This is a genomic window from Lysinibacillus sp. BS3 (assembly GCF_039614735.1).
GTDB classification, from domain to species: domain Bacteria; phylum Bacillota; class Bacilli; order Bacillales_A; family Planococcaceae; genus Lysinibacillus; species Lysinibacillus capsici.
On the sequence record NZ_CP154860.1, the window covers coordinates 4481245 to 4506683 of the forward strand.

The following is a 25439-nucleotide window of genomic DNA, read 5'->3' on the forward strand; positions in this document are numbered from 1 at the left end:
ATGTTAATTTATTTAGATCCATTATTAATAGATTATTTTAAATCAAATGAACTATGTGAAGCAGATTTAGAAGCATTAGATAATATAATTACCAGCCATAGAAACGGATTTCATTTTGTTTTTTCAAATAGAAAAACATTAGAATATCTAAGTGAATTGAGAGATTTAGGTACGTTTAATAAAAAACAACTAAAATTACTAAGTAATGATTACACTACATTTTCTATGCTTCCGATGAGCGTGTCAAATAAAATTGAAGTTATACCATCAAATCAGGAGTTCGCACGAATAGATACTTTGAAGGAGGATAATTTAATTCAAGGGTACCAATACACAACTTCGATCTTTAAAGTTCCTCTATGGCATTTTTTAAATCCTGAAATATTGGTTAAAACTAGATTAGTTTCAGAAAATATAGATGATTGTTATTTCTATGAATATATTGGTAATAAATTTTCTTCAAACAATCTACCTTGCAAAATAAACATCGAACCTGACACTGGAGGGGGAAATGATACCTATAAGACATTTAAAGATAAAATAGAGCAGAATAATATGGTTTTTGCGATTGTGGACAGCGATAAAAAAGAACCTTCTATGAATTTAGGTAATACTAGTCTACAGGTTTCTAATTTATATGATGGTTATAAACAAAATACTATTTCTTACTGTGAAATTTTACCGTTTCACGAAAAGGAAAACCTTTTTTCAGCAACCGTTTATGAAAAACTTGGAGTTAATATTTGTGAGTATGCGGTTGATCAATTTAAATTAATTGAAAATTACGATGAGAATTTCTGCTTTATCCCATATATTGATGTTAAAGAAGGAATAAGTTCTAGTAACTATTTTTCTCATTTTGAAAGTTTATTTGATATACCTAATCTAATACCACAGAATCAAGAGGAATGCAGGGGCTTTCATAATGAATATATAGGGACAAAACGGGATTTTATTCATTATTATAATGAGCAATTAACTTTAGAAAAAAGGGAAAGAACAAAGAAATATTTAATAAATCCAATAGGATCAAATCCTCTAGGAAATTTTGATTTTGACGGATTAGAAGAGAAGTTGATTACAAAACTAAACGAAGCCCATCCTAACACCCCTAGTAATGTTATTTCTGAAATAGAAGAAAAAATTGAGATGATAAGGAATCTACCTTTATATTTGTTGGATTCGCAGAAAAAGTATTTAACAATATTGGGAACCCAAATTAAAGAATGGGGACTAGCCAAACCTAAATTTTAACTACATATATTTTAAAAATATAAGAATTACTTATTATTTAAGTAGAGAGTATATTTTTTAGGGATCTATAAACATAGGAGTACAACCTAGATTAAGGTTGTACTCCTATGTTATTAAATTAATAAACATTCATTGAGATGTTTTAGAAGAAAAACTTATATAATTTCTATTCTTATTTTAATTACAATCCCAAATGTTACAAAGCATTTCGCCACAATAGATAAGAAAGGCTGTACGGCTTATATATCCATGGTACAAGGTCAAGTAGAGGCGTATCGTGTAGATTATATGGCTTATCCTACCTTAGAGGATTTAGTGGCAAAGGGCTATTTAAAGGAAAATGAAACAACCTGCCCAAATAAAGAAGAAATAGTGATTACTAATGAGGGAGAGGTACGTCCAGCCAATGTCAACTTGGAAACAGGTACGGATAGCTAATGAATGTTCATAAAAACGGTGGTTTTACAATTCTTGAAATGCTGGTTGTCTTATTTCTTGTTATGAGTTTAACAGCGATTGTTAGTAAATTCTCATTGAAAATAGCAGAAACCAAGGAATTAGAACGATTTTTTACGCAATTACAACTGGATATTCAATATATTCAAACCTATAGTATGAGCCAACGACAATATATAGCCCTGAAAATGGAAGGTTCAACAAATCGTTATACTATTCAAAAAGATATTTATACTCATTTATATGAACGCTCTTTTCCAAAGGGGGTTGAATTTTTGCCAGCTGAGAGTTCAATTCAAACACTTGTCTATAACTATAGCGGCAATGTGATGACAGCAGGCACCATGGCATTTAAAACACCACAGGGCAAGAAAAAAGTAATCATAACATTAGGGCGAGGGAGAGCTAGGATTGAATGAGTCAGGCTATTCTTTTGTAGAAACTATTTTAGGTGTGGGTATTTTGATGCTGCTTTGTACCTCGTTAATCCCCATTACCTATACGATGAAAACAAATCTTGCTAATAAAAAAATGGAGCTAATTGCAGCTGAAACAGCATACGAAGGTTTAAAACAGTACCATGCGATTCAAGTAACAGAGGGCTCTCGGACCATTGAACAGGTTGCTTATCATTGGATAGTTGACGAACAACAAGTTTGTGTCCAATTTCAAAATTTACAGGAGTCACGCCAAAAATGTATCCAAGTGACAGGTGAAGTGCATGAATGAGAAAGGCTATACATTAATAGAAGCTATGTTTCAATTAGTCGTTTTTGTGCTTATTTCTCATTTTTTTGTCCTTATAATACTTTGGTTTGCTGAAATGAAATCAACTATGCTAATAGATGAACAAACAAAGTGGGAACTATTTGTTTCTGACTTGAACCTCTCTCTAAAAGATATTTCCACCTTTTCCATTCGTGAAGATCAAAAAAGAATAACTTTCCAAACAGCTAATACGCTCCATCATATTGATTGCTACTCGAATATTATTCGTGAGCAGGTAAAGGGTGGACATGTTCCTATGCTAATAGGAATCAATAAATGTCAATTTAGCTATTCCGAAAATAAGCTGACGGTAGCTGTTGAAATGGCTAGTGGTATTCAAAAGGAGCGAACCTTTTATGTGCCAATTATTGAAAAATGACAGAGGGGCTATTTTTTTGATCGCAATTGCATTATTATTTTTTGTAACTACTTTTGTTCTTGCGTATTATATGTCTTATGAAATGCAGTATCGAACATATGATGGGCTAGAAAAATTGAATGTTCGAGCTACGATAAATTTATTGGGACAAATTTTGTCAGACAGTGTAGAATCGTAGTTATAAGAAGGTGAATCGAATTGCGAAAAATATATTTAGTTGGTTTTATGGGTAGTGGAAAAAGTGCATTAGGAAGACGTTTAAGCTATTTATTGAAGATGCCATATTATGATATGGATCATGAGATTGTGCGTCAGCAGGGGATGACAATTCCACAGATTTTTGAAAAATACGGTGAGGCCCACTTTCGAGAAATAGAAACAGAATTTTTGAAAAATTTTAGGGACGAGGCCTGTATTATTTCGACTGGTGGTGGCGTTGCCATCAATGCTGAAAATCGAAAAATTATGAGGCGCAGTGGACTGGTGTTTTTTTTAGATGCGTCGTTTGAGGATATTTATAAACGAGTTCAGCATGATCCAAATAGACCCATTGTACAGAGCTCTACAAAAGAGGAGCTAGAAAGTCTGTATCACTACAGAAGGAAGTTTTACCGTGATGCAGGCCATATTCAGGTACTGACAGAAGGTAGGACGATTCGCCAAATTCTAGAGTATTTAGTATTTCAAGTGAAAAGATTGAAAAACGAACGATGAATAGCGTATATTTATTTAATGTTCGTGTTTTATTATCTTTTAAAAAATGATTGCCTTTCCAATGCATTTAATGTTAGGATATAGACAAATAAGTAACTAAATGTTCATTGAATACTAAATAGTACCAAGATTTATCTTGGGCGGATGATTGTGCGGGGAGAGAGCGTGTAGACGTCACCGAAGGAGCAAGTAGCAATGGGCTATGAATCTCTCAGGTAAAAGGACTCGTACAAGACGCAACTCTGGAGAGAGCTGTAGTATAACAATAACAGCCACCAAAGGGGAAAGCCGACTGATTGGCAACGGTAAAGCTTGCGAGCCAGTCTGGTGTAACTTTCAGGTGCAAGGACAGAGAATCCCGAAAAGGGGTTCGTCTGTCTTTTTTTATGTCTATAGCCCGTTTTACTTAATTGACTGTAGGAATACAAAAAGCAGACGAACTACTACCAGTAAAAATGTAACTAACAATAAGGGGGCAAAAAAGAATGTCGAATGAATTAAAACGTACACCTCTATTTGAAGAATACGCGAAATATGGTGCAAAAACAGTTGACTTCGGTGGATGGGAATTACCTGTTCAATTCTCTTCTATTAAAGAAGAACATGATGCAGTACGTAATCGTGCAGGCTTATTTGATGTATCACATATGGGAGAGATTTTAGTAACAGGTCCCGATGCATTAGGTTTTTTACAAAATCTTTTATCAAATGATGTATCAAAAATTGTTGACGGTCAAGCGCAGTACACGGCAATGTGCTACGAAGATGGTGGCGTTGTTGATGATTTATTAACATATAAATTAGCTGACAATCACTATTTATTATGTGTCAATGCAGCTAACATTGAAAAAGACTATGATTGGATGATGGAAAATCAACATCAATATGATGTGACGATTGATAACCAATCGGATGCCTACGCACAAATTGCTCTTCAAGGACCACTAGCAGAAGAAGTTCTTCAATCCCTTACTTCGACTGATGTAAGTGCCATTAAATTTTTCCGCTTCCAAGAGAATGTGGAGGTTGCAGGACATAAAGTATTAGTTTCTCGCAGTGGCTACACAGGTGAAGATGGCTTTGAATTATATGGCGCTCCAGAAGACATCAAAGCGCTTTGGGGTAAAATTTTAGAGGCAGGTCGAGAAAAAGGTGTGGTTCCAGCTGGACTAGGATGTCGTGATACACTTCGTTTTGAAGCGGGGCTACCACTATATGGTCAAGAGCTATCAGCAACAATTTCTCCTCTAGAGGCTGGTATTGGCTTCGCTGTGAAATTAAATAAAGAAGGCTTCATTGGTCATGAAGCATTAGTAGCTCAAAAGGAAAATGGTCTACCACGCAAACTTGTAGGCATTGAAATGATTGATAAAGGCATTCCACGCCATGGCTACAAAGTGTTTAAGGATGGTCAAGAAATCGGTGAAGTGACAACTGGTACACAGCTTCCTTCATCAAAACGTAATGTTGGTCACGCATTAATTGACAGTCAATTCGCAACAATCGGAACTGAGCTAGAAATTGAAATTCGCGGTAAACACTTAAAGGTAATAACAGTAGAAACACCGTTTTACAAGCGTTCAAAATAATAGTTGAAAAGAGGGACCTACATTTATGAAACATCGTTATTTACCTATGACGGAGCAAGATCAAAAAGAAATGTTAGACGTAATCGGTGTATCCTCAGTCGATGAGTTATTTGAGGATATTCCTGAGAAAGTCCGTTTTAAAGGCCTTTATGATATTAAAGAAGCAAAATCAGAATCTGCGTTATTAAAAGAGTTAACGGCACTTGCTGCTAAAAATAAGGACACAAATGCCAACGTATCATTTTTAGGTGCAGGTGTTTATAACCACTATAAACCAGTGATCGTAGACCATGTTATTTCTCGTTCAGAATTCTATACAGCTTATACACCATATCAGCCAGAGATTTCACAAGGTGAGCTACAAGCCATCTTTGAATTCCAAACGATGATTGCTGAGCTAACGGGAATGGATCTTGCTAACTCTTCTATGTATGACGGTGGTACAGCATTGGCAGAAGCGGGTATGTTGGCAGCTGGTCATACGCGTCGCAAGAAAATTTTAGTGTCAGAAGCAGTGCACCCAGAATATCGCGATGTTGTTGCTACATATGCATATGGTCAATCCATTGATATCGTGACTATCCCGCAAAAAGATGGTGTGACAGATGTGGATGCATTAAAAGAGTTAATCGATGACAACACAGCAGCTGTTATTGCCCAATATCCAAACTTCTTTGGCCAAGTGGAAGATATCCAAGTGATCGGGGATATTGCACATGCTGCAAAAAGCTTACTCGTTGTATCTTCTAACCCATTGGCATTAGGAATTTTAACGCCTCCTGGCAAGCTTGGTGCTGATATTTGTGTAGGTGATGCGCAAGTATTTGGTATTTCTGAAGCCTTCGGTGGCCCACACTGTGGTTTCTTTGCAGTGACAACAAAATTGATGCGTAAGGTTCCAGGACGTCTTGTTGGTGAAACAGTGGATGGTGAAGGCCGTCGTGGATACGTATTAACACTACAAGCACGTGAACAACATATCCGTCGTGATAAAGCAACTTCCAATATTTGCTCGAACCAAGCACTACTTGCACTTGCAGCTTCTGTAGCGATGACAGCTCTTGGGAAACAAGGAATTCGTGAAATGGCTACTCAAAATATCGCCAAAACACGTTATGCAAAAAATGCCTTTGAAGCAGCAGGCTTTACAGTAGCATTCCAAGGCGCACACTTCAATGAAATCGTTGTGAAAACGAATAAATGTGTGAAGGAAATCAATAAAGGCTTAATCGAAAAGGGTATTATCGGTGGCTATCCTTTAGGTCAAAATTATGACTCTCTTAAAAATCATGTGCTAATCGCAGTAACTGAATTACGCACGAAAGAAGAAATTGATGCACTTGTTGCAGAAATGGGGGCTCTTAATGCATAACGAAAATCAATCACTCATTTTTGAAATTTCAAAAGAAGGTCGCGTTGGCTATAGTTTAGAAGCACTAGATGTGCCTGAGGTAGACCTAGCAGATTTATTACCTGCAAACTTAGTACGTTCAGAGGCAGCAGAACTACCTGAAGTGTCTGAGCTTGATATTATGCGTCATTATACAGCACTTTCTCGTAGAAACCATGGAGTAGACTCTGGCTTCTATCCGCTTGGCTCTTGTACGATGAAATATAATCCGAAAATTAACGAAACAGTTGCACGTCTTTCTGGCTTTGCAAATGTTCACCCATTACAGGATGAATCAACAGCACAAGGGGCAATGGAGCTTCTTTATGATCTTCAAACTTCTTTAGTGGAAATTACTGGGATGGATGAAGTTACATTACAACCAGCAGCAGGTGCTCATGGTGAATGGACAGCGTTAATGATGATTCGTGCCTTCCATGAAGCAAATGGTGAAGGACACCGTAACAAGGTAATCGTTCCTGATTCAGCTCACGGTACAAACCCAGCATCTGCGACAGTAGCAGGCTTTGAAACAATCACTGTTAAATCAGATGAAAATGGCTTAGTTGATATCGAAGACCTTCGCAAAGTAGTAGGTTCTGATACAGCAGCACTAATGTTAACGAACCCGAATACACTAGGGTTATTTGAAGAAAACATTATCGAAATGGCAGAGCTAATTCACTCTGTAGGCGGTAAAGTGTACTATGATGGTGCGAACCTCAATGCTGTAATGAGTAAAGCACGTCCTGGCGATATGGGCTTTGACTGTGTGCATTTAAATCTACACAAAACATTTACAGGCCCACATGGTGGCGGTGGTCCAGGTTCTGGTCCAGTAGGTGTAAAAGCAGATTTAATTCCATTCCTACCAAAACCAGTATTAGTAAGAACTGAAGAAGGCACATACCACTTTGACTACAATCGTCCACAATCAATCGGACGCGTAAAACCTTACTATGGTAACTTTGGTATCAATGTTCGTGCTTATACGTACATTCGTACAATGGGTCCTGATGGCTTAAAAGCTGTTACAGAATATGCTGTATTAAACGCCAACTACATGATGCGTCGCTTAGAGCCATTCTATGATCTACCATATAACCGTCACTGTAAACATGAATTTGTCTTATCGGGTCGTCGTCAGAAGAAACTAGGCGTTCGTACATTAGACATCGCAAAACGTCTGTTAGACTTTGGCTACCATCCACCAACAACATACTTCCCATTAAATGTGGAAGAGGCATTGATGATTGAGCCAACTGAAACAGAATCAAAAGAAACGTTAGATGCATTCTGTGATGTAATGATTCAAATTGCGAAAGAAGCAGAAGAAAATCCATCAATCGTTCAAGAAGCACCTCATACAACAGTCGTATCTCGTCTAGACGAAACACGCGCTGCTCGTACACCAGTGCTTCGTTATCAAAAAGCATAGTTTCCAAAACCGTTCACGTTTATGTGAGCGGTTTTTTTGCACCTTAAATTACAGGCTAAACGAATCTTCAATTGATTATGAAAATCTGAGTATCTTACAAGAGAAGTGCCAAGTAATGCAAAATTAAAAGTTGATGGAAGTTTCGTTGATAAGTATATAAGATTGGTGTTAAAAGACTCTGATCTTGATTTATTTCCATTAAACGATTTAAACTGGGTAGATACCTGTTTTGTTCAGAAAAATTTAAATCTGTGAAAAATTCCATCTTAAAGGGATTCAATTTAAGGACTTAGAGGTAGTGCCTAACTATCTACAATCGAAAGTATAATTAATAAAATCTTTGCACCTTATTAAGCACAAGATAGGGTTAGGTTGGTTCTATTAAGGGGGGAAAGTGATGGAAGAAGATATCAAGTTTGGTAATAGTCTATTATACTATAAATGTGATAATATTGAATTTTTAAAAGGTTATGGTCAATTATATACAGAATTTGATGATGGCGTTGCAACTAGGCAGATCAATATAATAAAAAATGATATGTACTGTTCTTCATCATTGCACGATTGGAACGAAGATATTGGATTTTTATTGTATGACGGACATATCGATAGTTTAGATGTAAGCGATAGTGTACCTATTACAAGATTAGATTTTGAGAAAAAATGGCAGGAGGGAATTGTAGCTAACAAATCTCCAATAAACTACTTAAAGGGCGATGCATCTCTTCCTTTAGAAGAACATACACTCATTATTCATGTAGTCAATATTTTAGGAAAATGGGGAAAAGGCTTTGTTTTATCTTTATCAAAGCAATTCCCTATTGCTAAAAATGATTATGTAAAATGGTCGAAGGATAAAGAAACTTTTGGGTTAGGAGAGGTTCAGTTTGTATGTGTAGACCAGCAGAAAGCTACTTTTGTTGCCAATATGCTTGCACAGCATGGTGTGAGGAAAAATGATAAAGATCGTACAACCTATATTGATTATGATGTGCTTCGTTTATGTTTAAGAAAAGTTGCGAGGTTTGCCTTAAAAAATAGATTATCGATACAGATGCCTAAAATTGGTTCAGGTTTAGCTGGAGGAGATTGGAGAGAGATCGAAAAAATAATAAATGAGGAATTGATTTATTATAAAATTAAATGTACTGTTTTTGAATTGTGATAAATTAAATTAAAGTTAGGGGTGGCATCTATGGTAGATACAAAATTGAGGGAGCGGGTGTTTGACACTTTATACGGTGGGATTATCGGTGATCTAATGGGCGTACCTGTTGAGTTTAAACAAAGAGGGACTTTCCATGTGCAAGATGTGATGGGGTACGGTACTTACAATCAGCCACCTGGTACTTGGTCTGATGATACTTCTTTAACACTCTGCCTGGTCGAGAACATTATTGAAAATGGGAATACCAAAACATTAATGAATAAATTTGTACAATACATGGAGCAGGGCTATCTCACACCATTTGGCGAAATGTTTGATATTGGAATTACTACAGCTGAAGCCGTTTCGAACTATAAAAAAGGTGTTCCGCCAGCAAAATGTGGTAAAACGGGCGAATTTGATAATGGCAATGGTACGTTAATGAGAATTGCTCCTTTAGTATTCGTGGTAATGCATGAGTTAGATTTTATTAAAAGAAAAGAATTAGTTCATCAGTATACAGAGATTACTCATGGTCATCCGCGTTCCATAGTAGGGTCCATCATTTACATTGAACTATTATTAAGCTTATACCGAAATAATTCACTAGAAGTGGCCTTAAAAGAGGTCTTTGAACTACTCCAAAATAATTTACAAAATGAAATGAAAGCAGAGTTAAATGCTTATGCAAGGATTTTTCATGAAAACTTTTTAAATACGCCTGAAGACGAGATTCAATCGAGTGGCTATATTGTTCATTCGTTAGAAGCGGCTATTTGGTGTGTAGGTAATTCTACAACATTTAAAGAAGCGATTCTGATGGCAGTTAATTTAGGAGAAGATACGGACACCGTTGCAGCAATTACAGGATCGATCGCGGGAATGTATAAACAGTTGGACAATATTCCAGAAGAATGGTTAGGTAAAATTGTCAGTAAACAAAAGGTTGATGCCTTAATCCTGGCGTTTTATGAATTTTGTGCAGCGCAGACGTAAAAAAGTTTATTGGAAAGGACGGTGACGACATGTTACCTATACATAATAGCTATACAGCTAATCCACCAGCAACAGATCACCAAATTGTACACATAGAACATAGGCTGAATTGTCAACTTCCGAGTGCGTATACACTTGTATTAAAGGAAAGTAACGGTTTATCGTTTACGAATGGCGTGTTTATTTATGGTACAGAGGAAGTAATAGAAAGAAACCAGACTTGGGAAGTGGAAGAATATGCAAAAGGCTATATTGCAATTGGTGATGATAGTGGAGGAATGGTCTTTTTAATGGACATAAAGGCAGAGGATTATCGTGTTTTAGCAGTAGATAGTGGTGATATGAACCCAAAGCATGCAACATTGATTACTTGTGATTTCTACAAGTGGCTACAAGAAGGGTGTCAGTATTAGCAAAAGAGAAAAATGAAAAGCTTCTTCCTACTAGAAGGAAGGAGCTTTTCATTTGTTTTTATGTCTATTATTGGAGAAAAATAATTGAAAATAAAGCAAAATTATTACGTAATCTATTATTTTTTGAATTTTTTAGAAAATTATGTTGAATTATTGGAGAGAGGTAGTATAATGAAAATATAGTTACATAAATGGTTAATAATTCCTTATTAAGAGGAATTATTGGCAAAAAATAGTGACTATAAACTAAAAAAATGAAGAAATGAGGCGATTTTAATGATTAACATGATTCAGTATTTAGAGCAAAATCCGACGTTAGTGACATTGTTAAAAGAAAAAAAAGCTTCTCTCATTGGTGTAACAGCATTAGAACAAAAGGCAATATTGGATTCGTTTGATGAAGATGTATGTTTAGAAAATCGCGTTTGGTACTAAAATATTTAAAAAATAAATGGTTTGGGCTTGCTATAGGATTCTATTTAATTTCAGGTATTTATTTACTTTATATTACTTATAGCACGCCCTTTTTAAATATAGAATTAGAAAAAATAAATGATAATTGGACAATAACGGATTCTTACTATAAAAATTGGGCGTCTAAGCATAAAATTGTTCCTGGAGATATTGTTTTATACGTTGATAATGTTAAAATAAGTAATTTATCTTATATATCCTTTGATTCTGCCATAAGAGCAGCGAAAGAAATTACAATTCAAAAGTCGGATGGAAGGATAGTCTCTATACAGATAAAAAATCTAGATATTCCTCAACAATTTTACTATTTATTGATAATACCAGCTTGTTATTATTTTCTAACATTATTCATTACAATATACTTATATTCTAAAAGAATTAACCAAAAACTTACTAATTTACTTATATTATTTATTCTAAGTATTTCTTTAGCCTATGTAAGTATTGGTGCTTCAGGACGTTTAGATAATATAGGTATGATTATTAATCGTAGTAGTTTACTTCTGTGTTTAGTCATTTTATTGCTCTTTTTAAAAGAATATTTTTTGTTTTTAGATATAAAGTGGTTATTCTTAAAAAATATAAGAAATTTCTTTGTTTTACCTTTTTTGGCTGTTGCCATGAGTGTTTTTAGTATTTTTTATCCATCAATTAATCCGATATTATCTGAATTGATACTATGGCTATTTTTTCTATTAATATTATTGAATCTTGGAATTTTAATTGTAGGTTTTTTTAAGTATAAATCTTCCCATCTAAAGCTTTTATTAATGAGTATAATTATCCCATTTCTGCCTTTTTTATTTTTATACGCTTTACCTCAAATTTTTGTCAATGAACAACTACTTTCTGCTGATATTTGTTCATTATTTCTTTTACTAATTCCATTCAGCTTCATTTTCACACAACTCACTGAACGTATTTTTGATATGGAGTATTTCATTTCTCGATTGCGTTATTATTTTAATTTCTCATTTGGCTTTACGATATGGCTGTTAATCGGTTTATATTTATTTGCAGATTTATCAGTTTCGCGCATGACAGAGATTTTCTTTTTTGCCTTTCTATCGTTAATGGCGTTGTTCTACATTAAAGAGCGGATTGATTATCGTAAGCGGAAAATTTTATTTTCTACAAAAGGCGACTACATCCACCGCTTGTATACGACCGTTGAGAGTATTGGTAGAGTGGTGAAGATTGAGGACTTATTGGAGAAATTTGTACAAGAGGTTGTGGTTCAGCTTGAAATGGAAAGTGTGTATGTGCTCACATATGATTTTCAAACACATCAAGTTACCTTAACAAATAAATCAAAAGAATACACGCAGCATCAAATAGATGAGGTACTAGTCGAACGATTAGGCTTGGGAGATATAAAGAAGACAGATCATTTCTATATCGCCTTTATTCATCAGGATGTGAACTATAAACGAATCCTTGTTGTGGATCATAATAAAACGATTTATCTCAAGGACGAGGAACTGCTATGGCTAGAATTATTACTGCTCTATTTAAATAATTTTATCGAAAACACAAAAATGGTTGAGGAGCTTTTAAATCAGTTAAAGCATATGAAAGAAGCTGATAATCGACAGCTACCATGGCTCAATAAATTACTCTGGCTAAGGTTCGAGGAAGAAAAATATCAGTTAGCACGGGAACTTCATGATACGATTTTACAAGAACAACTGCACATTGCAAGGGAAATGGATGTCCTCATGCATACCAAAGAAAAAGAGGAGATCCCATCTAAACTTATAAAGCTTCATGAACATATGATTATCTCTCTGAATGATTTGAGGGGCTACTGCGAAAACTTAAAGCCACCTCTATTAGATACATTGGGCTTAAATGCAGCCCTTGAAAAACTAATACAGAAAATTCATAAACGGGCTAATTTTGTTTTGATATATACGATTGACCGCCTCTATTTAGAGGATGAGCGTTTAAACTTAATGATTTATCGACTGTTTCAAGAATTATTAAACAATGCGTTAAAACATTCCTATGCTAATACAGTTGAAATACATTTATTGGGCACCGAAGAGGGATTCCAAATTTTGTATAGCGATGATGGTGTTGGTTGTAATATAGATGATATTCTACTTGCCGATTCTATGGGCATACAAGGCATGCAGGAGCGCGTTCAAGCTTTTAATGGGAAATTCGCATTAGATAGCAAAGTAGGAGAAGGGATGACGATTCGTATCCAAGTAAGTGAAACCCAACATACGAATCCCTATACCTATAAGACCCTGATCCAACCAACTTATATGATACGAGGATAACCAGATGAAGCGGAAGCATAAGTGCATTTATTTTTTTAACACCTTTTAATCTCTTCGTAGAGGCTACGAATGTGGGTTAGAAGGCTTTTGTTTGAAAAGTATTTATTTATAATCAAAAATAATAAAACGTTATCAAAAAAATATTATTTGATAAATAGTAAATCAGGAAAAAATACACTTTTTAGAGTATTTACCTAATATTCAAGGAAATTATGGCCATATGACCGATATAATTCAGGAGAAGGATTGAGGAGGTCAATAGATTTGAATAAAAAATTATTTTTAACAGCAGCAGCTATTCCTGTTGCACTTATCGTTCCCACTGTAGCAGGTGCGGCCGAAACAGTTTCAGTCACTGGAGAAAATATTGTCAATGCAACATTAAAAGTAGAAAAATTACCAAATGATACAATCGTCAATGCCTATCAATGGTATTATCTAGAGGAAATTACTGGTGAAGAGGGTTCAACAAATAAGCCCATCTCGGGAGCAACATCTATTTCCTTAAAAGTGCCTGTTGAAGCAGCTGGAAAAAGCATTTTTGTGGAAGCAACTACGACAGACGGTAAAAAATTTAAAAGTGCACCCCGCACTATTCAGCCATTAGAGCTCGATATCACCATTCCAACGTTAGAAGGTCAATCCTCTGGTTTTGTAGCACCTGGAGAAACAGTGAAAGTAGCTGGTATTACTGTAACCGATAAGAATGGTGCAAAATTGCAAAGTGATCAAATTACATATAGTTATCAATGGTTTTATAAATTAGGCGATAACTCCTTTACTATCATAGAGGGAGCTGCAGGTAGTACATATACGATTCCGAAGGATGCCATTGAAAAGGATATCAAAAATATTGCTGTCACTGTCAAAGCAAAAGTGGGTCTTTCTTTTGCGGAATCTAAACTATCTGATACCATCACAGTCTCTAAACAACCCACTGATACTTTAACGAAAGAGATTAAAGCTTTACTGGTCAATGATAATAAATACAATGTATCAAGCTTAGCAGAATTTAGTGCTAAAGTTGCGGAACTAGAAAAAAACTATCAATCCTTATCAGCGGCAGCTAAAGGTAATGTGTCTAATTATGATGTCTTAAAGCGAGCACTTGCTGATGTTGAATTAATAACTAAGTTAAATGAAAAATGGAGCAAAATAGAGACTAGTAATGAAAAAGAAATAAAGGAACTAGAAGAGGCTTATAATAAGCTAGATCTGTTACAGCGTAGCTTAGATGTAGATGAGACCCTATATACGAGCATTAAAAATCTATTAAACGAGCCAAATGATCTTGAAGAGATAAAAGAAGTCAGAAAACTCAATCAAGCTATTATTAATTTATTATCTTATGAGAATTCACTTGTGAAATATGTAGCTTCGGATGTTGATTCCTTACAAGCGAGCGTAAAGACAATCGAAGCAGATATTGAGAAATTATCACAAAGCTACCGAGCCGCTGTTCAAAACCAAGCAATTTTGTCTGAGGCTAAATCGGATATTAAAAAGGTGGAGCAATTCATTAAATCATTTGATAAATTAGCTACAAATAGTACGCCTAATAAACAAGTGACGACTGCTAAATCAATCCGTACAGCCTATGAAAAATTAACGTATAAACAATTAAAATTAGTGCCAGATGTGTATGTGCAGCGTTTGACTACAGCAGAACGTGCAGAAGAAAGCCAAATTATAAATTTAAATAATGTTATAGATAGCTATATTAGCGATGATGTTTATCCGTTCAATCCGTCTGCTGGTTCATGGCAAAGTCATGTCAATAATGTTAATCAAATGATCAAGGAATATAAGAGCTTAACAAAAGCCTCCGCAGCACAAATTATTGGCTACGATAGTCTTGTTACCTTACAGAAAGATTTAAAAGCAGCTGAAAAAGTAATTAAAGATATGGATGCCTATCAAAAATTATCTGCAACAACTGGTGTAACGGAAAGTAAACTTAATTCAAGCTATACAAGTACTTTAAAAGCTTATAATAATCTTACAAATTTACAGCAATCACTTGTATATAATGCTGAAGAATTTTTACTAAACACGCCAAAGATTTCAGTTGATGGCAATGGTAAAGTGCCTACTGATAAAGCAGCAGCAGAGGCGTTAAAGGCGGATATTGCCAAATTTGCGGATGTTACGAAATATTCATTCAATCAATTAGAAACCGCTGTTAATACAGCTTCTGATTCCTATAAAAAATTGTCTTCAGCTGCAAGAAAATACGTGACAAATTATTATTTATTAACAGCAGCAAATAAGGATATTACAGGAGTAAAATCATTCTATAAAAAAATACAGACTGCTAGAGAAGAAACAGATGCTGCGAAAAAGGCTAAAAAAATTGAAACAGTGCAAAAAGCTTATGCGAAATTACCTGCGAATCAGCAGCATTTAGCAAAAGAACAATATGAAGCTTTATTAAAAAATCAAAATATTGATGAAAATGCATCGAAAATTACACAGCTAAATAATGATATTGCCACAATTGTTTCCAATAATCTCTATGTCGTAACGATTGAACGTATTAAAAATCTTTCTACACAATATAGTAGCCTTAGTTCAAGTGAGAAAAAACTGATTACGAACTATGATATTTTAAAAACTGCGCTTGCAGACGTGAAAAAAGTGGAAAGCTTTATGAAGACCTATGAGAAATCCTTTGCTTCAAATCCAAGCACTGTGATCAAGGCATATGAAAAGCTTACATCTAAACAAGTGAGCCTGATTGATGCAGGAACTAGACAATTGATCATTGATAAGCAAAAAGGACAACAGCAAACGAATGAAAATGCATTGTCATTAATTGAATCCATCAATTCACTTCTTGTAAAAGGTGAATATATCAATGGTTTACAGGAGAAAGTAAGTGAAATCCGTAAAGCCTATGATGCTCTGAGTGATGCTGATAAGAAGGTTGTTAAAAATTATTCGAAGCTCACGCAAGCAGAGGGTGATTTGAAGAAGGTTGAAGAGGTGCATGCTATATACGAACCAGCAGGGAGCAGTAATGATGCTGCACGTAAAGCATGGCAAACAGCCTATGGAAAGCTCTCTAAAAGATTAGAGTTACTCTATACAAACATGTATCCAACCGAGCAATAATTGTTACTTCCAGATGGCCTCGAATAGTTTTCGAGGCTTTTCTTTATACATAAGATTTGTTTAGTAATTTGATTGTCCGCTATACTATGTACAACAAAGGAATAAATTTTTTACATAAAGATTGTAGTTTCACAAAGAAGGTAGGAACAAAAGATGTATAAAATAGGTGTTGTTGGTCCCATTCAATCCGTTGAAAGAATTATTGCCTTAGCACGAGAAATCGAACAGGATATGGAATTTATTCCGTATGTATATGAAATGGCGACGGAAACAAAGGATCTTGTGGAGACACATAATCAGGCTGTCGATTTCTGGTTGTTTTCTGGTTACATCCCTTATAAGCTTGCCAGTCAAACGAATGTATCCAAAGATAAATTGACCCATATTATTTTTTCAGAAGCGGCTATTTATCGGGGTTTTTTAGAGCAATCCTATCAGCAAAAAAAGTTTATAGAAAATGTTAGTATCGATATTATTCCTTCGCCTTCTCAAATGGCTTCAGAAAGTCTTGCAGAGATTCAGCATAATGTCCATCATATGTATTTAAAGGAATTTGATGTCGCTATTGATCCACAAGAGCTATTTGATTTCCATTATAGTCTTTGGCAGGCGGGCAAAATTGATTTTGCGATTACTTGTTATCCCTCTGTTGATGAAGAGCTGAAGAAACGAGGCGTTCCATCTTATTGGGTTTCCCCGACAAAAACAGAAATTTATCATACAGTTCAGCTTTTTACAGAGAAGATCAAAACGTCCTACTATAAAGAGACACAAATTGGTGCAGTCATGCTTGAAATTAAGGACTTCGATTCATTAAAAGAGCGCATGAAGCAAGGCTATCGTATTCAATATTTAGAATTGCGTACGAAGGAAAATCTACTACAGCTCTGTGAACAGATTGATGGCTCTCTTATTGAAGAGGGGAATGGTAAATATACGATCTTTAGTACAAGAGGTGCGATTGAAGGGCAAATACGATTTTTACAGGAAAAAATGTATCAGTTGTCGATTGAAATGGAGACGAAGGTGACAGCAGGCATTGGCTTTGCTCAAACAGTGTTCAATGCTGAGTTACATGCTCACCGAGGACTAAGACAGACGAAGGAAAACGAGGCTATTGACATCGTGATGATACAGGATGATGGCACCATTATTGAATCGGTAGGGAATGTAGAAGAGCTATCCTATTCCTACCGAGCAGAAGACCCTTATATTTTAGAAAAACTAAAAAAAGGGAATATTAGTATTAAAACCTATATGAAAATCCATGCACTTGTACAAAAAATGCATTGGAAGCATTTTACGACAAAGGATTTAGCGACACAACTGCAAATGAGCGAGAGAAATGCCCAACGAATCGTAGCAGATTTATGTAATGTAGATTTAGCGAGAATTTGTGGGGAAGAATTACAGCATACTCGAGGCAGACCTATTAAAATGTATCAACTTGTCTAAAAACAAAAATGTCCCAAACCAATAAATGGTGTGGGACATTTTTATGCTTTTTGAAGCCTTAAATACTGATAAATTAATGAATTTAGCAGTTATTTAGGTAAATAATATGGATTTACGAAGACGATTATCTATTAGAAATTTTCAAAAAAATATTGTCTTTTTATTGAACTTTGATTATTATACGAATATATAACGAAAATGTCGGTATATAAAAGGGGATTTACGGACAAGGGGGCAAGCATATTCAAGAATAGTCGTGGCAATAAAGAGAGGATTTCTATATATGGGAGGGATATGAATGACAACAAATGAAATAACGAAGAAATCTAGAAATGTCATCCTTGCACTTTTATTTTTAGGTTGGTCTTTAGGGAATTTAGATCGCTATATTATGAACTACGCAGTAGTTTCGATTACAGGGGATTTGCAACTGGATGCATCTTCAACGGGTATTATTTTAAGCGCTTTCTTTTTAGGCTATGCCATTATGCAAATACCGGGTGGCTGGCTTGCCGATAAGTTTGGCGCAAAACGAGTTTTATTGATGGCTGTTATCACGTGGTCTATTTTTACTGGCCTAACAGCTATTGCTTGGTCTTTAACAGCGATGATTGTGATTCGTTTTTTATTTGGCATTGGTGAGGGTGGTTTTCAGCCATCAAGCTCTAAAATTATTGCTACGATTTTCCCAAAAGAGGAAAGAGGTAGAGCGATGTCCATCATGCTTACTTCTGGTGGCATTGTTTCACTCATCGTCCCTTTGCTAGCTGCTTATTTATTAGGAACGATTGGCTGGCGCATGATGTTTATCATCATTGGGGCAATTGGGGCAATAATTGCCTTTTTATATTGGAAATACATTCAACTCCCGCAAGATGAGGCAGCTACTGCTGGAACAGAAAATACTACGAACAAAGTGAATTTTAAAGAGTTACTGAAAACACCCCTAATGTGGAATTTAATCATTGCTTATTTTTGTATTTATGCAGTGAACTGGGGATTAGTTTCTTGGATTCCAACATATCTTCAAAAAAATCGAGGCTTGGATTTAATGTCCATTGGTTGGGCGCAAACAATACCTGCCATTACAACGATAATTGGTGTATATGGTAGTGGCTATATCATTGATAAGCTACCAAAAGGTATGGAGAAAGTGTTAGGCTCCATCTCCTGCGCAGTCATTGGTCTTTTATTGTATTTAATGTTTACTGCCAAAACAGTGACGTTATTTATTGGTTACCAAACAGTCGTTTCGATATTTATTGCGTTTGTCATTACATTACTACCTGTTATTGTACTCAAGAAATTACCTTCTTCTATTACAGGTTCTGCAATGGGAATTGCCAATACAGGGGGACAATTAGCAGGGTTTGTTACACCGATGGCAATTGGATTTATGGTGGATGCCTTTAATGGCTCCTTTGATGCAGCCTTTTGGATGTTAATTGGCTTTGCGCTTATCTGTATTGTATCGCTTGTCACACTAAACGACCAAAAAGGAACATTGTTAAAAGCATAATGAAATTGGAGGGACAAATATGAGTTATCATGAGAAAATTTCAATGTTAATTGAAGCAAAACAGCAAGCTACAGTAGCATTAAGCGATGCGATTTGGGCTGTACCCGAACTTCATTTTCAAGAAAAGAAATCGATGGAATATATGAAACAGGCACTAGAAAAAGAGGGTTTTCAAACACAAGTCGGTGTTGCGGGTCTTGAAACAGCGCTTGTTGGAACTTATGGTTCTGGCAAGCCTGTAATTGCCTTTTTAGGTGAATATGATGCGCTTCCAGGCTTGAGTCAAAAAGGTGGGGCGACACAACATGAGCCTCTTGTGGATGGTGGAAGCGGACATGGCTGTGGTCATAACTTATTAGGTACTGGCGCATTCGCAGCTGCTGTTGCTGTAAAGGATTATTTAGAGCAAAATCATCAGTCAGCAACAATCCGTTTTTACGGTTGCCCTGCAGAGGAGAATGGATCTGGTAAAGCTTATATGGCAAAGGCTGGCCTTTTTGATGATGTTGATATCGCGATCTCTTGGCATCCAGGTACGTTTTCGACTGTGATGACGTGTAGTTCTCTAGCAAACTATGCCGCAACGTTTAAGTTTACGGGCAAAAGTGCTCATGCCGCAGCTGCACCACATCTTGGACGAAGTGCTTTAGATGCTGTTGAGCTTATGAATGTTGGGGTAAACTACTTACGAGAACACATCATTCCAGAAGCACGTGTGCATTATGCCATTACTAATTCTGGCGGAACTTCGCCAAATGTAGTTCAACCATATGCAGAGGTAACGTATCTAGTTAGGGCACCTAAAAAGCAGCAAGTACAGGAAATTTATCAACGCGTTGAGAACATTGCAAAGGGTGCCACAATGATGACAGGGACGTCAGTGGACATCGAGTTTGAAGGTGCTGCTTCGAATCTTATAACAAATAAAACACTTTATGATGTGATGTATCAACAAATACTTGAAATTGGTATGCCAGACTATACAATAGAGGATGAACAGTATGCGCAGGCTATTTTCAATACGTTTACACCAGAAGTACAAGCAGCTTCATTAGTGGGCTTGCGTAAAGAAGATGCCAAGCTATTACAAGGAAAAGTGATTGCTAATCATGTTCCAGGCATGCTACCTGAATTTATTATGGGTGGCTCTACAGATGTTGGAGATGTTAGCTGGAACGTACCAACCGTACAGTGTACAACTGTATGCATGGCATTAGGGACACCATTACATACATGGCAGGTAGTGTCTCAGGGAGTGACCCCAATAGCGCATAAAGGAATGCTACAGGCTGCTAAAATTATGGCTTGTACAGCCATAGCGTTGCTGGATAATCCTCTATACATTGAAAAAGCGAAAAAGGAATGGCAAGAACGTCTAGATGGTGAAACATATCAATCTTTAATTCCAGAGGGAACACAGCCACCTAAGCGCTAACAGGATAGAGTCTTCATAGGAGAACTATGAAGGCTCTGTTTTTGCCTCATTTTGAAAGGAGAACGCGACATGTCAACACAACCCAATCATCAGCATCATCTTCTAGCACAGTGGGTATCACAGTATCGTGCAGCTACCAAAGAAGGGCAATGTGCTAATTATATCCCTGCTTTAGCCAAAAAAGATCCTAATCAATTAGCTGTTGCGATTGTTGGGACTGAAGGCCACGAAATCAAAGCGGGAGATACCGAAGAACTATTTACCCTTCAAAGCGTTTCCAAGGTTATTACCTTTATTTTAGCCTGTATGGATCGAGGCTTACCATATGTTTTAGAAAGAGTAGATGTTGAACCAACAGGAGATACCTTTAACTCAATTATTCGCTTAGAAAGTCATCAGCCAGGTAAACCCTTTAACCCGATGATTAATGCTGGGGCTATTACGGTATCCTCCATGTTGGCTGGTCATTCTCCACAAGAGAAGGTCACAAAGATTCTACAATTTTTAGAACAAATCATAGGCAAGCAATTGAGTATCAATGAAGAAGTATTCCAGTCAGAGTGGCAAACGGCTAATCGTAATCGAGCATTGGCCTATTACTTAATGGATTCAGGGTTTTTAGATTGTCCAGTAGAGGCGGCGCTTGAGGTTTATTTGAAGCAATGTGCAATTGAAGTCAATGTATCAGATTTAGCCATGATTGGCCTAGTTATTGCGAATGATGGCTATCACCCACTGTTAAAGAAACAGCTATTCCCAAAACAAGTGGCAAAATTAGCGAAGGCTTTGATGGTAACGTGTGGTATGTACAATGCCTCAGGGAAGTTTGCGGCATTTATTGGTCTCCCTGCCAAAAGTGGTGTATCAGGTGCGATTCTTGCGGCTGTTCCAGGACATGCAGGCCTACACTCGCCGTTTCCTACTGGCTGTGGTATCGGAATTTACGGACCAGCGATTGATCCAATAGGAAACAGTGTGGCAGGTGTACAGTTGCTGAAACAGCTAGCAACAGAATGGGATATGACTATTTTTTAATAAGTGGAAGATGATTTCAGCGCTTAGTCTGAAGTCATCTTTTTTTCATTTTATAAATACTAAATAAAACGATAAACCAAATTGGTGTTAACAGCAGTGCCGTACGCGTAGCCTCAGAAATAAACATCACCATTAATAAAAAGGCGAAAAACGCAAGCACGACGTAGTTGATAAAAGGTGTCAGTGGTGCTTTGAAGATTGAAGCTTCATGTAAAGCACGTTTTTTTCGTTTGTAGATAATGTGCGAAATGATGATAATGCTCCACACCCAGATAAAACAAATTGCACTAATCGTCGTCACAACACTAAAGGCGTTCTCTGGCATCAACTTACTTAACAGAGCACCAGCTGATACAACAATAGTAGAAATAACGAGTGCATTACTTGGTACACTGTTTTTGTTGAGTTTGGCGAATGCTGGAGATGCCTGTTTATTGTTACCAAGATTATAGAGCATCCGACTTGTGGAGAATAACCCACTGTTACCTGCTGAAGCCGCTGAAGTAAGCACAACAAAATTTATAATACCAGCAGCAATCGGTATACCTGCTAATGTAAACACTTGGACAAAGGGACTGCTTGAAGCAGACATTTCATACCATGGGTTAATACATAAAATAACAAATAATGCCCCTACATAGAAAAGTAAAATGCGAAATGGAATTTTATTAATGGCGGAAGGAATATTTTTTTGAGGATCTGCTGTTTCAGCTGCTGAAACCCCCACTAATTCCACACCAACAAATGCAAAGACAACCATTTGGAAGGCCATTAAAAAGCCGTATATTCCATTTGGGAACATGCCTCCATGTGCCCATAGATTTTCAACTGATACTGCTCCTGAGCTAGTTTGGAAGCCAGTTACTAGCATAATAAGACCAATAATAATAAGTGCTACAATTGTAATAACTTTAATAATAGCGAACCAAAATTCTAGCTCACCAAAAAGCTTAACAGTTAATAGATTTAGTAGTAATAACAATACGAGGCAACCAATGGCTGGCACCCATTGTGGGATATCAAACCAATATTGTGTATAAACCCCCACCGCAATAATGTCTGCCATCGCCGTCATAATCCAACAGAACCAGTATGTCCAACCTGTGATATAACCTGCCCAAGGCCCTATGTATTCGGATGCAAAATCCGTAAATGAAGTGTAGCCTGCATTGGATAGTAACAATTCACCTAAGGCACGCATCACAAAAAATAGCGCTGTCCCTACAATTAAGTAGGCTAGGATGATCGAAGGCCCTGCTAAGGCAATAGCTTTTCCAGAGCCTAAAAATAAACCAGTCCCAATTGTTCCACCAATGGCAATAAGCTGTACATGGCGATTTTTTAAATCTCGTTTTAATTGTTGCTGTTCCACGTTAATCCCCCTCAAAGATGCATAAAAAACTATGACTGGAAAAATAAAAAGAGACTAGTTGTGACACTAGTCTCGGAAAAACGTCAGAATAACAAATACCATTTATTCGCAGATGTCTACATGAAATAGTGTAGCATCGCTTATAAAAGCTGTATTACTCCTCTGTCCTTTTGCCTGAGATAGTGAACCCTTCGGCGACGCAATGTGCGCTCTCTCCAGAACTGCTCCTGCTATAGTTTGATCCATAGCATTCATAGCTTATTAACTTGATAATCAATTATTATTGTAAGATATTATACATCCTAACAGTGCTTCTAAAATTATTCAACAATAAATTTTAACTATTTTCAGAAAAATAGAAGAATAGGGTTCGTAACTGGCATATCTCTAACGAAAAATAGTATTTTTGGTCATACAAAGTGTTTCGTGAAGGAGTTTTTAAATATGAGGTGGTTTATTGGAAGATTGCTCAACGTAGCTTTCGAAGTGCTCAAACATAAGTGAAAACCGCTCCAAAAAGACATCAAAGCGCTCATTTTTATGAGGACCCGACTAAGTAGCGAACTCGTTCAAAGTAGATTTTGTATCAAATAAGGGGACTATAATGCGTTTTGTTGCTTTTCTTTTTTATTTTAATGACATGAAGCTTGTACAGCATCATTTGAAATAGATATAATATAGTAGAAACTCTGAATTTTTTAAAAAAGAAGTCGTCTCATAGTACTTTGAGACGACTTTTTTTGATGAGAGCATTAATATTTTTTTGCTTTTATTTTACCTGTCCAAGTTTTGAAACCACCTTGAAGTTGGTAAATTTGGTTGTACCCACGTTTTTTAAGAAATAGTGCAGCACGTGAGCTACGGCCTGTATTTTGACAGTATAGATATACTGGTAAATCTGGGCGGATTTCTTTATAACGTTGACGTAGTGTTGTCGAAGGCACATTTCGTGCACCAAGAATGTGACCAGCATCAAATTCTTTTTGCTCACGAACATCGATCAGCTGGGCTTTACGATAGCCTTCTATGAATTGCTCTTGTGTTAGGTTGGTTACGGCTTTTTTGAGTCGTAGTGCATTAATTCCGATATATGCAATTGTGACTACTAAAACGACACCGATTGTGATAAGTATGTCCAAGATTTTCTTACCCCTTTCTATCTTCTCTATTATTATAAAAGATGCGCTAGCGATAGTCCAATGAGTTTGATAAAATTAACTAGGTTGTAGCGAAATCGCTTTTTTCGTTACACAAGCAATCGTTCGCAATTTGAACTGTAGTATAATATTCGTTAAAGTTGACCCACAGGTGGGGCCTGATGGATCATTTTATATTTGTAGGAGATGAGCATATGACAACTTGGTATTTTTTAAATTCAGGGAAATGTAGTCCTTCTTTTAATATGGCACTAGATGAAGCCTTACTTGATTGGCATAGTGAGGGGTTAATTCCACCAGTAATTCGTTTCTACGAGTGGGAGCCTGCGACATTATCCATTGGTTATTTTCAACAAGCTAAGAGAGATATTAATTTAGATGCTGTGCGTGAACAAGGCTTAGGTTTTGTACGTCGACCAACTGGTGGACGAGCTGTCCTACATGAACATGAGCTAACTTATAGTGTCATTGTGACGGAAAGCTATCCGAATATGCCAGAATCTGTGACAGAGGCATATCGTGTGTTAAGTGAGGGAATCTTGCAAGGTTTCCATAACCTAGGTATGGATGCCTATTTTAGTGTACCTGATACAGAGGAGAAAAGAGCGGACCTGAAGAGTCCAAAAAGTGCTGTTTGCTTTGATGCACCAAGTTGGTATGAACTTGTCGTAGAAGGGAAAAAAATAGCTGGAAGTGCTCAAACACGTCAAAAGGGTGTCATTTTACAGCATGGCGCCATTTTATTAGATTTGGATCAAGAGAAATTATTATCCGTATTTAATTTCTCCAGTGAAGAAGCGAAGAATCGTATGCGTAAAAAGCTACCAGAAAAGGCTGTTGCCATCAACAGTCTTGTAAAAGAGCCAGTGACAGTTGAACAATGTGTGACAGCTTTTAGAGATGGCTTTGCAAAATCGTTGCAAATTGAATTAAAACCATTTACACTTTCTGAGGAGCAATTAGAATATGTGCAAGCTTTAGAAGAAAAAAAATATGCTTCAGATGAGTGGAACTTTAAAAAGTAAAAAATGGTATGAAAAAAATAT

The 25439-nt window shown here is 36.4% G+C and carries 23 protein-coding genes and 2 riboswitches; of the genes, 21 read left to right on the top strand and 2 right to left on the bottom strand.

The window, feature by feature from the left end; all coding sequences use genetic code 11:
* From AAJG31_RS22405 to AAJG31_RS22500, 20 genes are all read left to right on the top strand, one after another.
* Complete coding sequence (locus AAJG31_RS22405; RefSeq protein ID WP_279495520.1) at positions 1 to 1254, top strand: hypothetical protein; 1254 nt, start codon at positions 1 to 3, stop codon at positions 1252 to 1254.
* Positions 1255 to 1371: 117 nt separating this feature from the next.
* Complete coding sequence (locus AAJG31_RS22410; RefSeq protein WP_279496367.1) at positions 1372 to 1692, top strand: competence protein ComG; 321 nt, start codon at positions 1372 to 1374, stop codon at positions 1690 to 1692.
* Positions 1692 to 2129: a competence type IV pilus minor pilin ComGD gene (comGD, locus tag AAJG31_RS22415; protein ID WP_048392261.1), complete on the top strand. Its 438-nt coding sequence runs from the start codon at positions 1692 to 1694 to the stop codon at positions 2127 to 2129. The genes AAJG31_RS22410 and comGD overlap by 1 nt, the downstream gene beginning before the upstream one ends.
* The gene (locus tag AAJG31_RS22420) at positions 2122 to 2439 is read left to right on the top strand and encodes a hypothetical protein (protein ID WP_112118304.1); all 318 of its coding nucleotides are present in this window, start codon (positions 2122 to 2124) and stop codon (positions 2437 to 2439) included. The genes comGD and AAJG31_RS22420 overlap by 8 nt, the downstream gene beginning before the upstream one ends.
* The gene (gene comGF / locus AAJG31_RS22425) at positions 2432 to 2857 is read left to right on the top strand and encodes a competence type IV pilus minor pilin ComGF (protein WP_048392263.1); all 426 of its coding nucleotides are present in this window, start codon (positions 2432 to 2434) and stop codon (positions 2855 to 2857) included. The genes AAJG31_RS22420 and comGF overlap by 8 nt, the downstream gene beginning before the upstream one ends.
* Positions 2858 to 2873: 16 nt before the next feature.
* Positions 2874 to 3035, top strand: coding sequence for a hypothetical protein (locus AAJG31_RS22430; RefSeq protein ID WP_225340350.1), 162 nt, complete (start codon positions 2874 to 2876; stop codon positions 3033 to 3035).
* 20 nt (positions 3036 to 3055) lie between these two features.
* Complete coding sequence (locus tag AAJG31_RS22435) at positions 3056 to 3571, top strand: shikimate kinase (protein ID WP_004231053.1); 516 nt, start codon at positions 3056 to 3058, stop codon at positions 3569 to 3571.
* Between the two features lie 144 nt (positions 3572 to 3715).
* Positions 3716 to 3808, top strand: a riboswitch (glycine riboswitch).
* Between the two features lie 248 nt (positions 3809 to 4056).
* A complete protein-coding gene (gene gcvT, locus AAJG31_RS22440; RefSeq protein WP_279495515.1) occupies positions 4057 to 5160 on the top strand; it encodes a glycine cleavage system aminomethyltransferase GcvT in 1104 nt (367 codons plus the stop codon).
* Positions 5161 to 5185: 25 nt separating this feature from the next.
* A complete protein-coding gene (gcvPA, locus tag AAJG31_RS22445) occupies positions 5186 to 6532 on the top strand; it encodes an aminomethyl-transferring glycine dehydrogenase subunit GcvPA (RefSeq protein ID WP_004231057.1) in 1347 nt (448 codons plus the stop codon).
* Positions 6525 to 7988, top strand: coding sequence for an aminomethyl-transferring glycine dehydrogenase subunit GcvPB (gene gcvPB, locus AAJG31_RS22450; RefSeq protein ID WP_279495513.1), 1464 nt, complete (start codon positions 6525 to 6527; stop codon positions 7986 to 7988). Before gcvPA ends, gcvPB begins: the two co-directional genes overlap by 8 nt.
* A gap of 397 nt (positions 7989 to 8385) precedes the next feature.
* On the top strand, positions 8386 to 9153 hold the full coding sequence (locus AAJG31_RS22455) for a macro domain-containing protein (protein ID WP_048392266.1): 768 nt from the start codon (positions 8386 to 8388) through the stop codon (positions 9151 to 9153).
* 30 nt (positions 9154 to 9183) lie between these two features.
* Positions 9184 to 10131, top strand: a complete 948-nt coding sequence (locus AAJG31_RS22460) for an ADP-ribosylglycohydrolase family protein (RefSeq protein ID WP_048392267.1) — start codon at positions 9184 to 9186, stop codon at positions 10129 to 10131.
* A gap of 29 nt (positions 10132 to 10160) precedes the next feature.
* Entirely contained in the window at positions 10161 to 10544 is a 384-nt protein-coding gene (locus tag AAJG31_RS22465) for an SMI1/KNR4 family protein (RefSeq protein WP_054549147.1), read from the top strand.
* 276 nt (positions 10545 to 10820) lie between these two features.
* Positions 10821 to 10979, top strand: coding sequence for a competence pheromone ComX (gene comX / locus AAJG31_RS22470; RefSeq protein WP_131522431.1), 159 nt, complete (start codon positions 10821 to 10823; stop codon positions 10977 to 10979).
* Positions 10952 to 13306, top strand: a complete 2355-nt coding sequence (locus AAJG31_RS22475; protein ID WP_279495507.1) for an ATP-binding protein — start codon at positions 10952 to 10954, stop codon at positions 13304 to 13306. The genes comX and AAJG31_RS22475 overlap by 28 nt, the downstream gene beginning before the upstream one ends.
* Positions 13307 to 13570: 264 nt before the next feature.
* Positions 13571 to 16420: a hypothetical protein gene (locus AAJG31_RS22480; RefSeq protein WP_279495506.1), complete on the top strand. Its 2850-nt coding sequence runs from the start codon at positions 13571 to 13573 to the stop codon at positions 16418 to 16420.
* Positions 16421 to 16573: 153 nt separating this feature from the next.
* Positions 16574 to 17875 carry a hypothetical protein gene (locus AAJG31_RS22485; RefSeq protein WP_279495505.1) on the top strand — a complete coding sequence of 434 codons (1302 nt, stop codon included), beginning with the start codon at positions 16574 to 16576 and terminating at the stop codon, positions 17873 to 17875.
* 298 nt (positions 17876 to 18173) lie between these two features.
* A complete protein-coding gene (locus AAJG31_RS22490) occupies positions 18174 to 19394 on the top strand; it encodes an MFS transporter (RefSeq protein ID WP_054549150.1) in 1221 nt (406 codons plus the stop codon).
* Between the two features lie 19 nt (positions 19395 to 19413).
* A complete protein-coding gene (locus tag AAJG31_RS22495; RefSeq protein ID WP_279495504.1) occupies positions 19414 to 20829 on the top strand; it encodes a M20 family metallopeptidase in 1416 nt (471 codons plus the stop codon).
* A 69-nt stretch (positions 20830 to 20898) separates the two neighbouring features.
* Positions 20899 to 21864 (top strand): glutaminase, encoded by a 966-nt coding sequence (locus tag AAJG31_RS22500; RefSeq protein WP_048392274.1) that lies wholly within the window; start codon positions 20899 to 20901, stop codon positions 21862 to 21864.
* Positions 21865 to 21898: 34 nt separating this feature from the next.
* Here the strand turns inward: AAJG31_RS22500 and AAJG31_RS22505 are convergent, their stop codons facing one another.
* Positions 21899 to 23236 (bottom strand): amino acid permease, encoded by a 1338-nt coding sequence (locus AAJG31_RS22505; RefSeq protein ID WP_279495503.1) that lies wholly within the window; start codon positions 23234 to 23236, stop codon positions 21899 to 21901.
* A 152-nt stretch (positions 23237 to 23388) separates the two neighbouring features.
* A riboswitch (glycine riboswitch) is annotated at positions 23389 to 23465 on the bottom strand.
* Positions 23466 to 23988: 523 nt separating this feature from the next.
* Positions 23989 to 24375, bottom strand: a complete 387-nt coding sequence (locus AAJG31_RS22510; protein ID WP_004231073.1) for a rhodanese-like domain-containing protein — start codon at positions 24373 to 24375, stop codon at positions 23989 to 23991.
* Positions 24376 to 24638: 263 nt separating this feature from the next.
* Here AAJG31_RS22510 and AAJG31_RS22515 point away from each other — a divergent pair, with 263 nt between their 5' ends.
* On the top strand, positions 24639 to 25418 hold the full coding sequence (locus AAJG31_RS22515) for a biotin/lipoate A/B protein ligase family protein (RefSeq protein WP_279496366.1): 780 nt from the start codon (positions 24639 to 24641) through the stop codon (positions 25416 to 25418).
* The last annotated feature ends 21 nt before the right edge of the window (positions 25419 to 25439 follow it).

What these genes read in the sequence shown, in the direction of transcription:
- AAJG31_RS22405 (WP_279495520.1), top strand. Translation starts at nt 1, where the DNA reads ATGTTAATTTATTTAGATCCATTATTAATAGATTATTTTAAATCAAAT.
- comGD (WP_048392261.1), top strand. Translation starts at nt 1,692, where the DNA reads ATGAATGTTCATAAAAACGGTGGTTTTACAATTCTTGAAATGCTGGTT.
- comGF (WP_048392263.1), top strand. Translation starts at nt 2,432, where the DNA reads ATGAATGAGAAAGGCTATACATTAATAGAAGCTATGTTTCAATTAGTC.
- gcvT (WP_279495515.1), top strand. Translation starts at nt 4,057, where the DNA reads ATGTCGAATGAATTAAAACGTACACCTCTATTTGAAGAATACGCGAAA.
- gcvPA (WP_004231057.1), top strand. Translation starts at nt 5,186, where the DNA reads ATGAAACATCGTTATTTACCTATGACGGAGCAAGATCAAAAAGAAATG.
- gcvPB (WP_279495513.1), top strand. Translation starts at nt 6,525, where the DNA reads ATGCATAACGAAAATCAATCACTCATTTTTGAAATTTCAAAAGAAGGT.
- AAJG31_RS22455 (WP_048392266.1), top strand. Translation starts at nt 8,386, where the DNA reads ATGGAAGAAGATATCAAGTTTGGTAATAGTCTATTATACTATAAATGT.
- AAJG31_RS22460 (WP_048392267.1), top strand. Translation starts at nt 9,184, where the DNA reads ATGGTAGATACAAAATTGAGGGAGCGGGTGTTTGACACTTTATACGGT.
- AAJG31_RS22465 (WP_054549147.1), top strand. Translation starts at nt 10,161, where the DNA reads ATGTTACCTATACATAATAGCTATACAGCTAATCCACCAGCAACAGAT.
- comX (WP_131522431.1), top strand. Translation starts at nt 10,821, where the DNA reads ATGATTAACATGATTCAGTATTTAGAGCAAAATCCGACGTTAGTGACA.
- AAJG31_RS22475 (WP_279495507.1), top strand. Translation starts at nt 10,952, where the DNA reads ATGTTTAGAAAATCGCGTTTGGTACTAAAATATTTAAAAAATAAATGG.
- AAJG31_RS22485 (WP_279495505.1), top strand. Translation starts at nt 16,574, where the DNA reads ATGTATAAAATAGGTGTTGTTGGTCCCATTCAATCCGTTGAAAGAATT.
- AAJG31_RS22490 (WP_054549150.1), top strand. Translation starts at nt 18,174, where the DNA reads ATGACAACAAATGAAATAACGAAGAAATCTAGAAATGTCATCCTTGCA.
- AAJG31_RS22495 (WP_279495504.1), top strand. Translation starts at nt 19,414, where the DNA reads ATGAGTTATCATGAGAAAATTTCAATGTTAATTGAAGCAAAACAGCAA.
- AAJG31_RS22500 (WP_048392274.1), top strand. Translation starts at nt 20,899, where the DNA reads ATGTCAACACAACCCAATCATCAGCATCATCTTCTAGCACAGTGGGTA.
- AAJG31_RS22515 (WP_279496366.1), top strand. Translation starts at nt 24,639, where the DNA reads ATGGCACTAGATGAAGCCTTACTTGATTGGCATAGTGAGGGGTTAATT.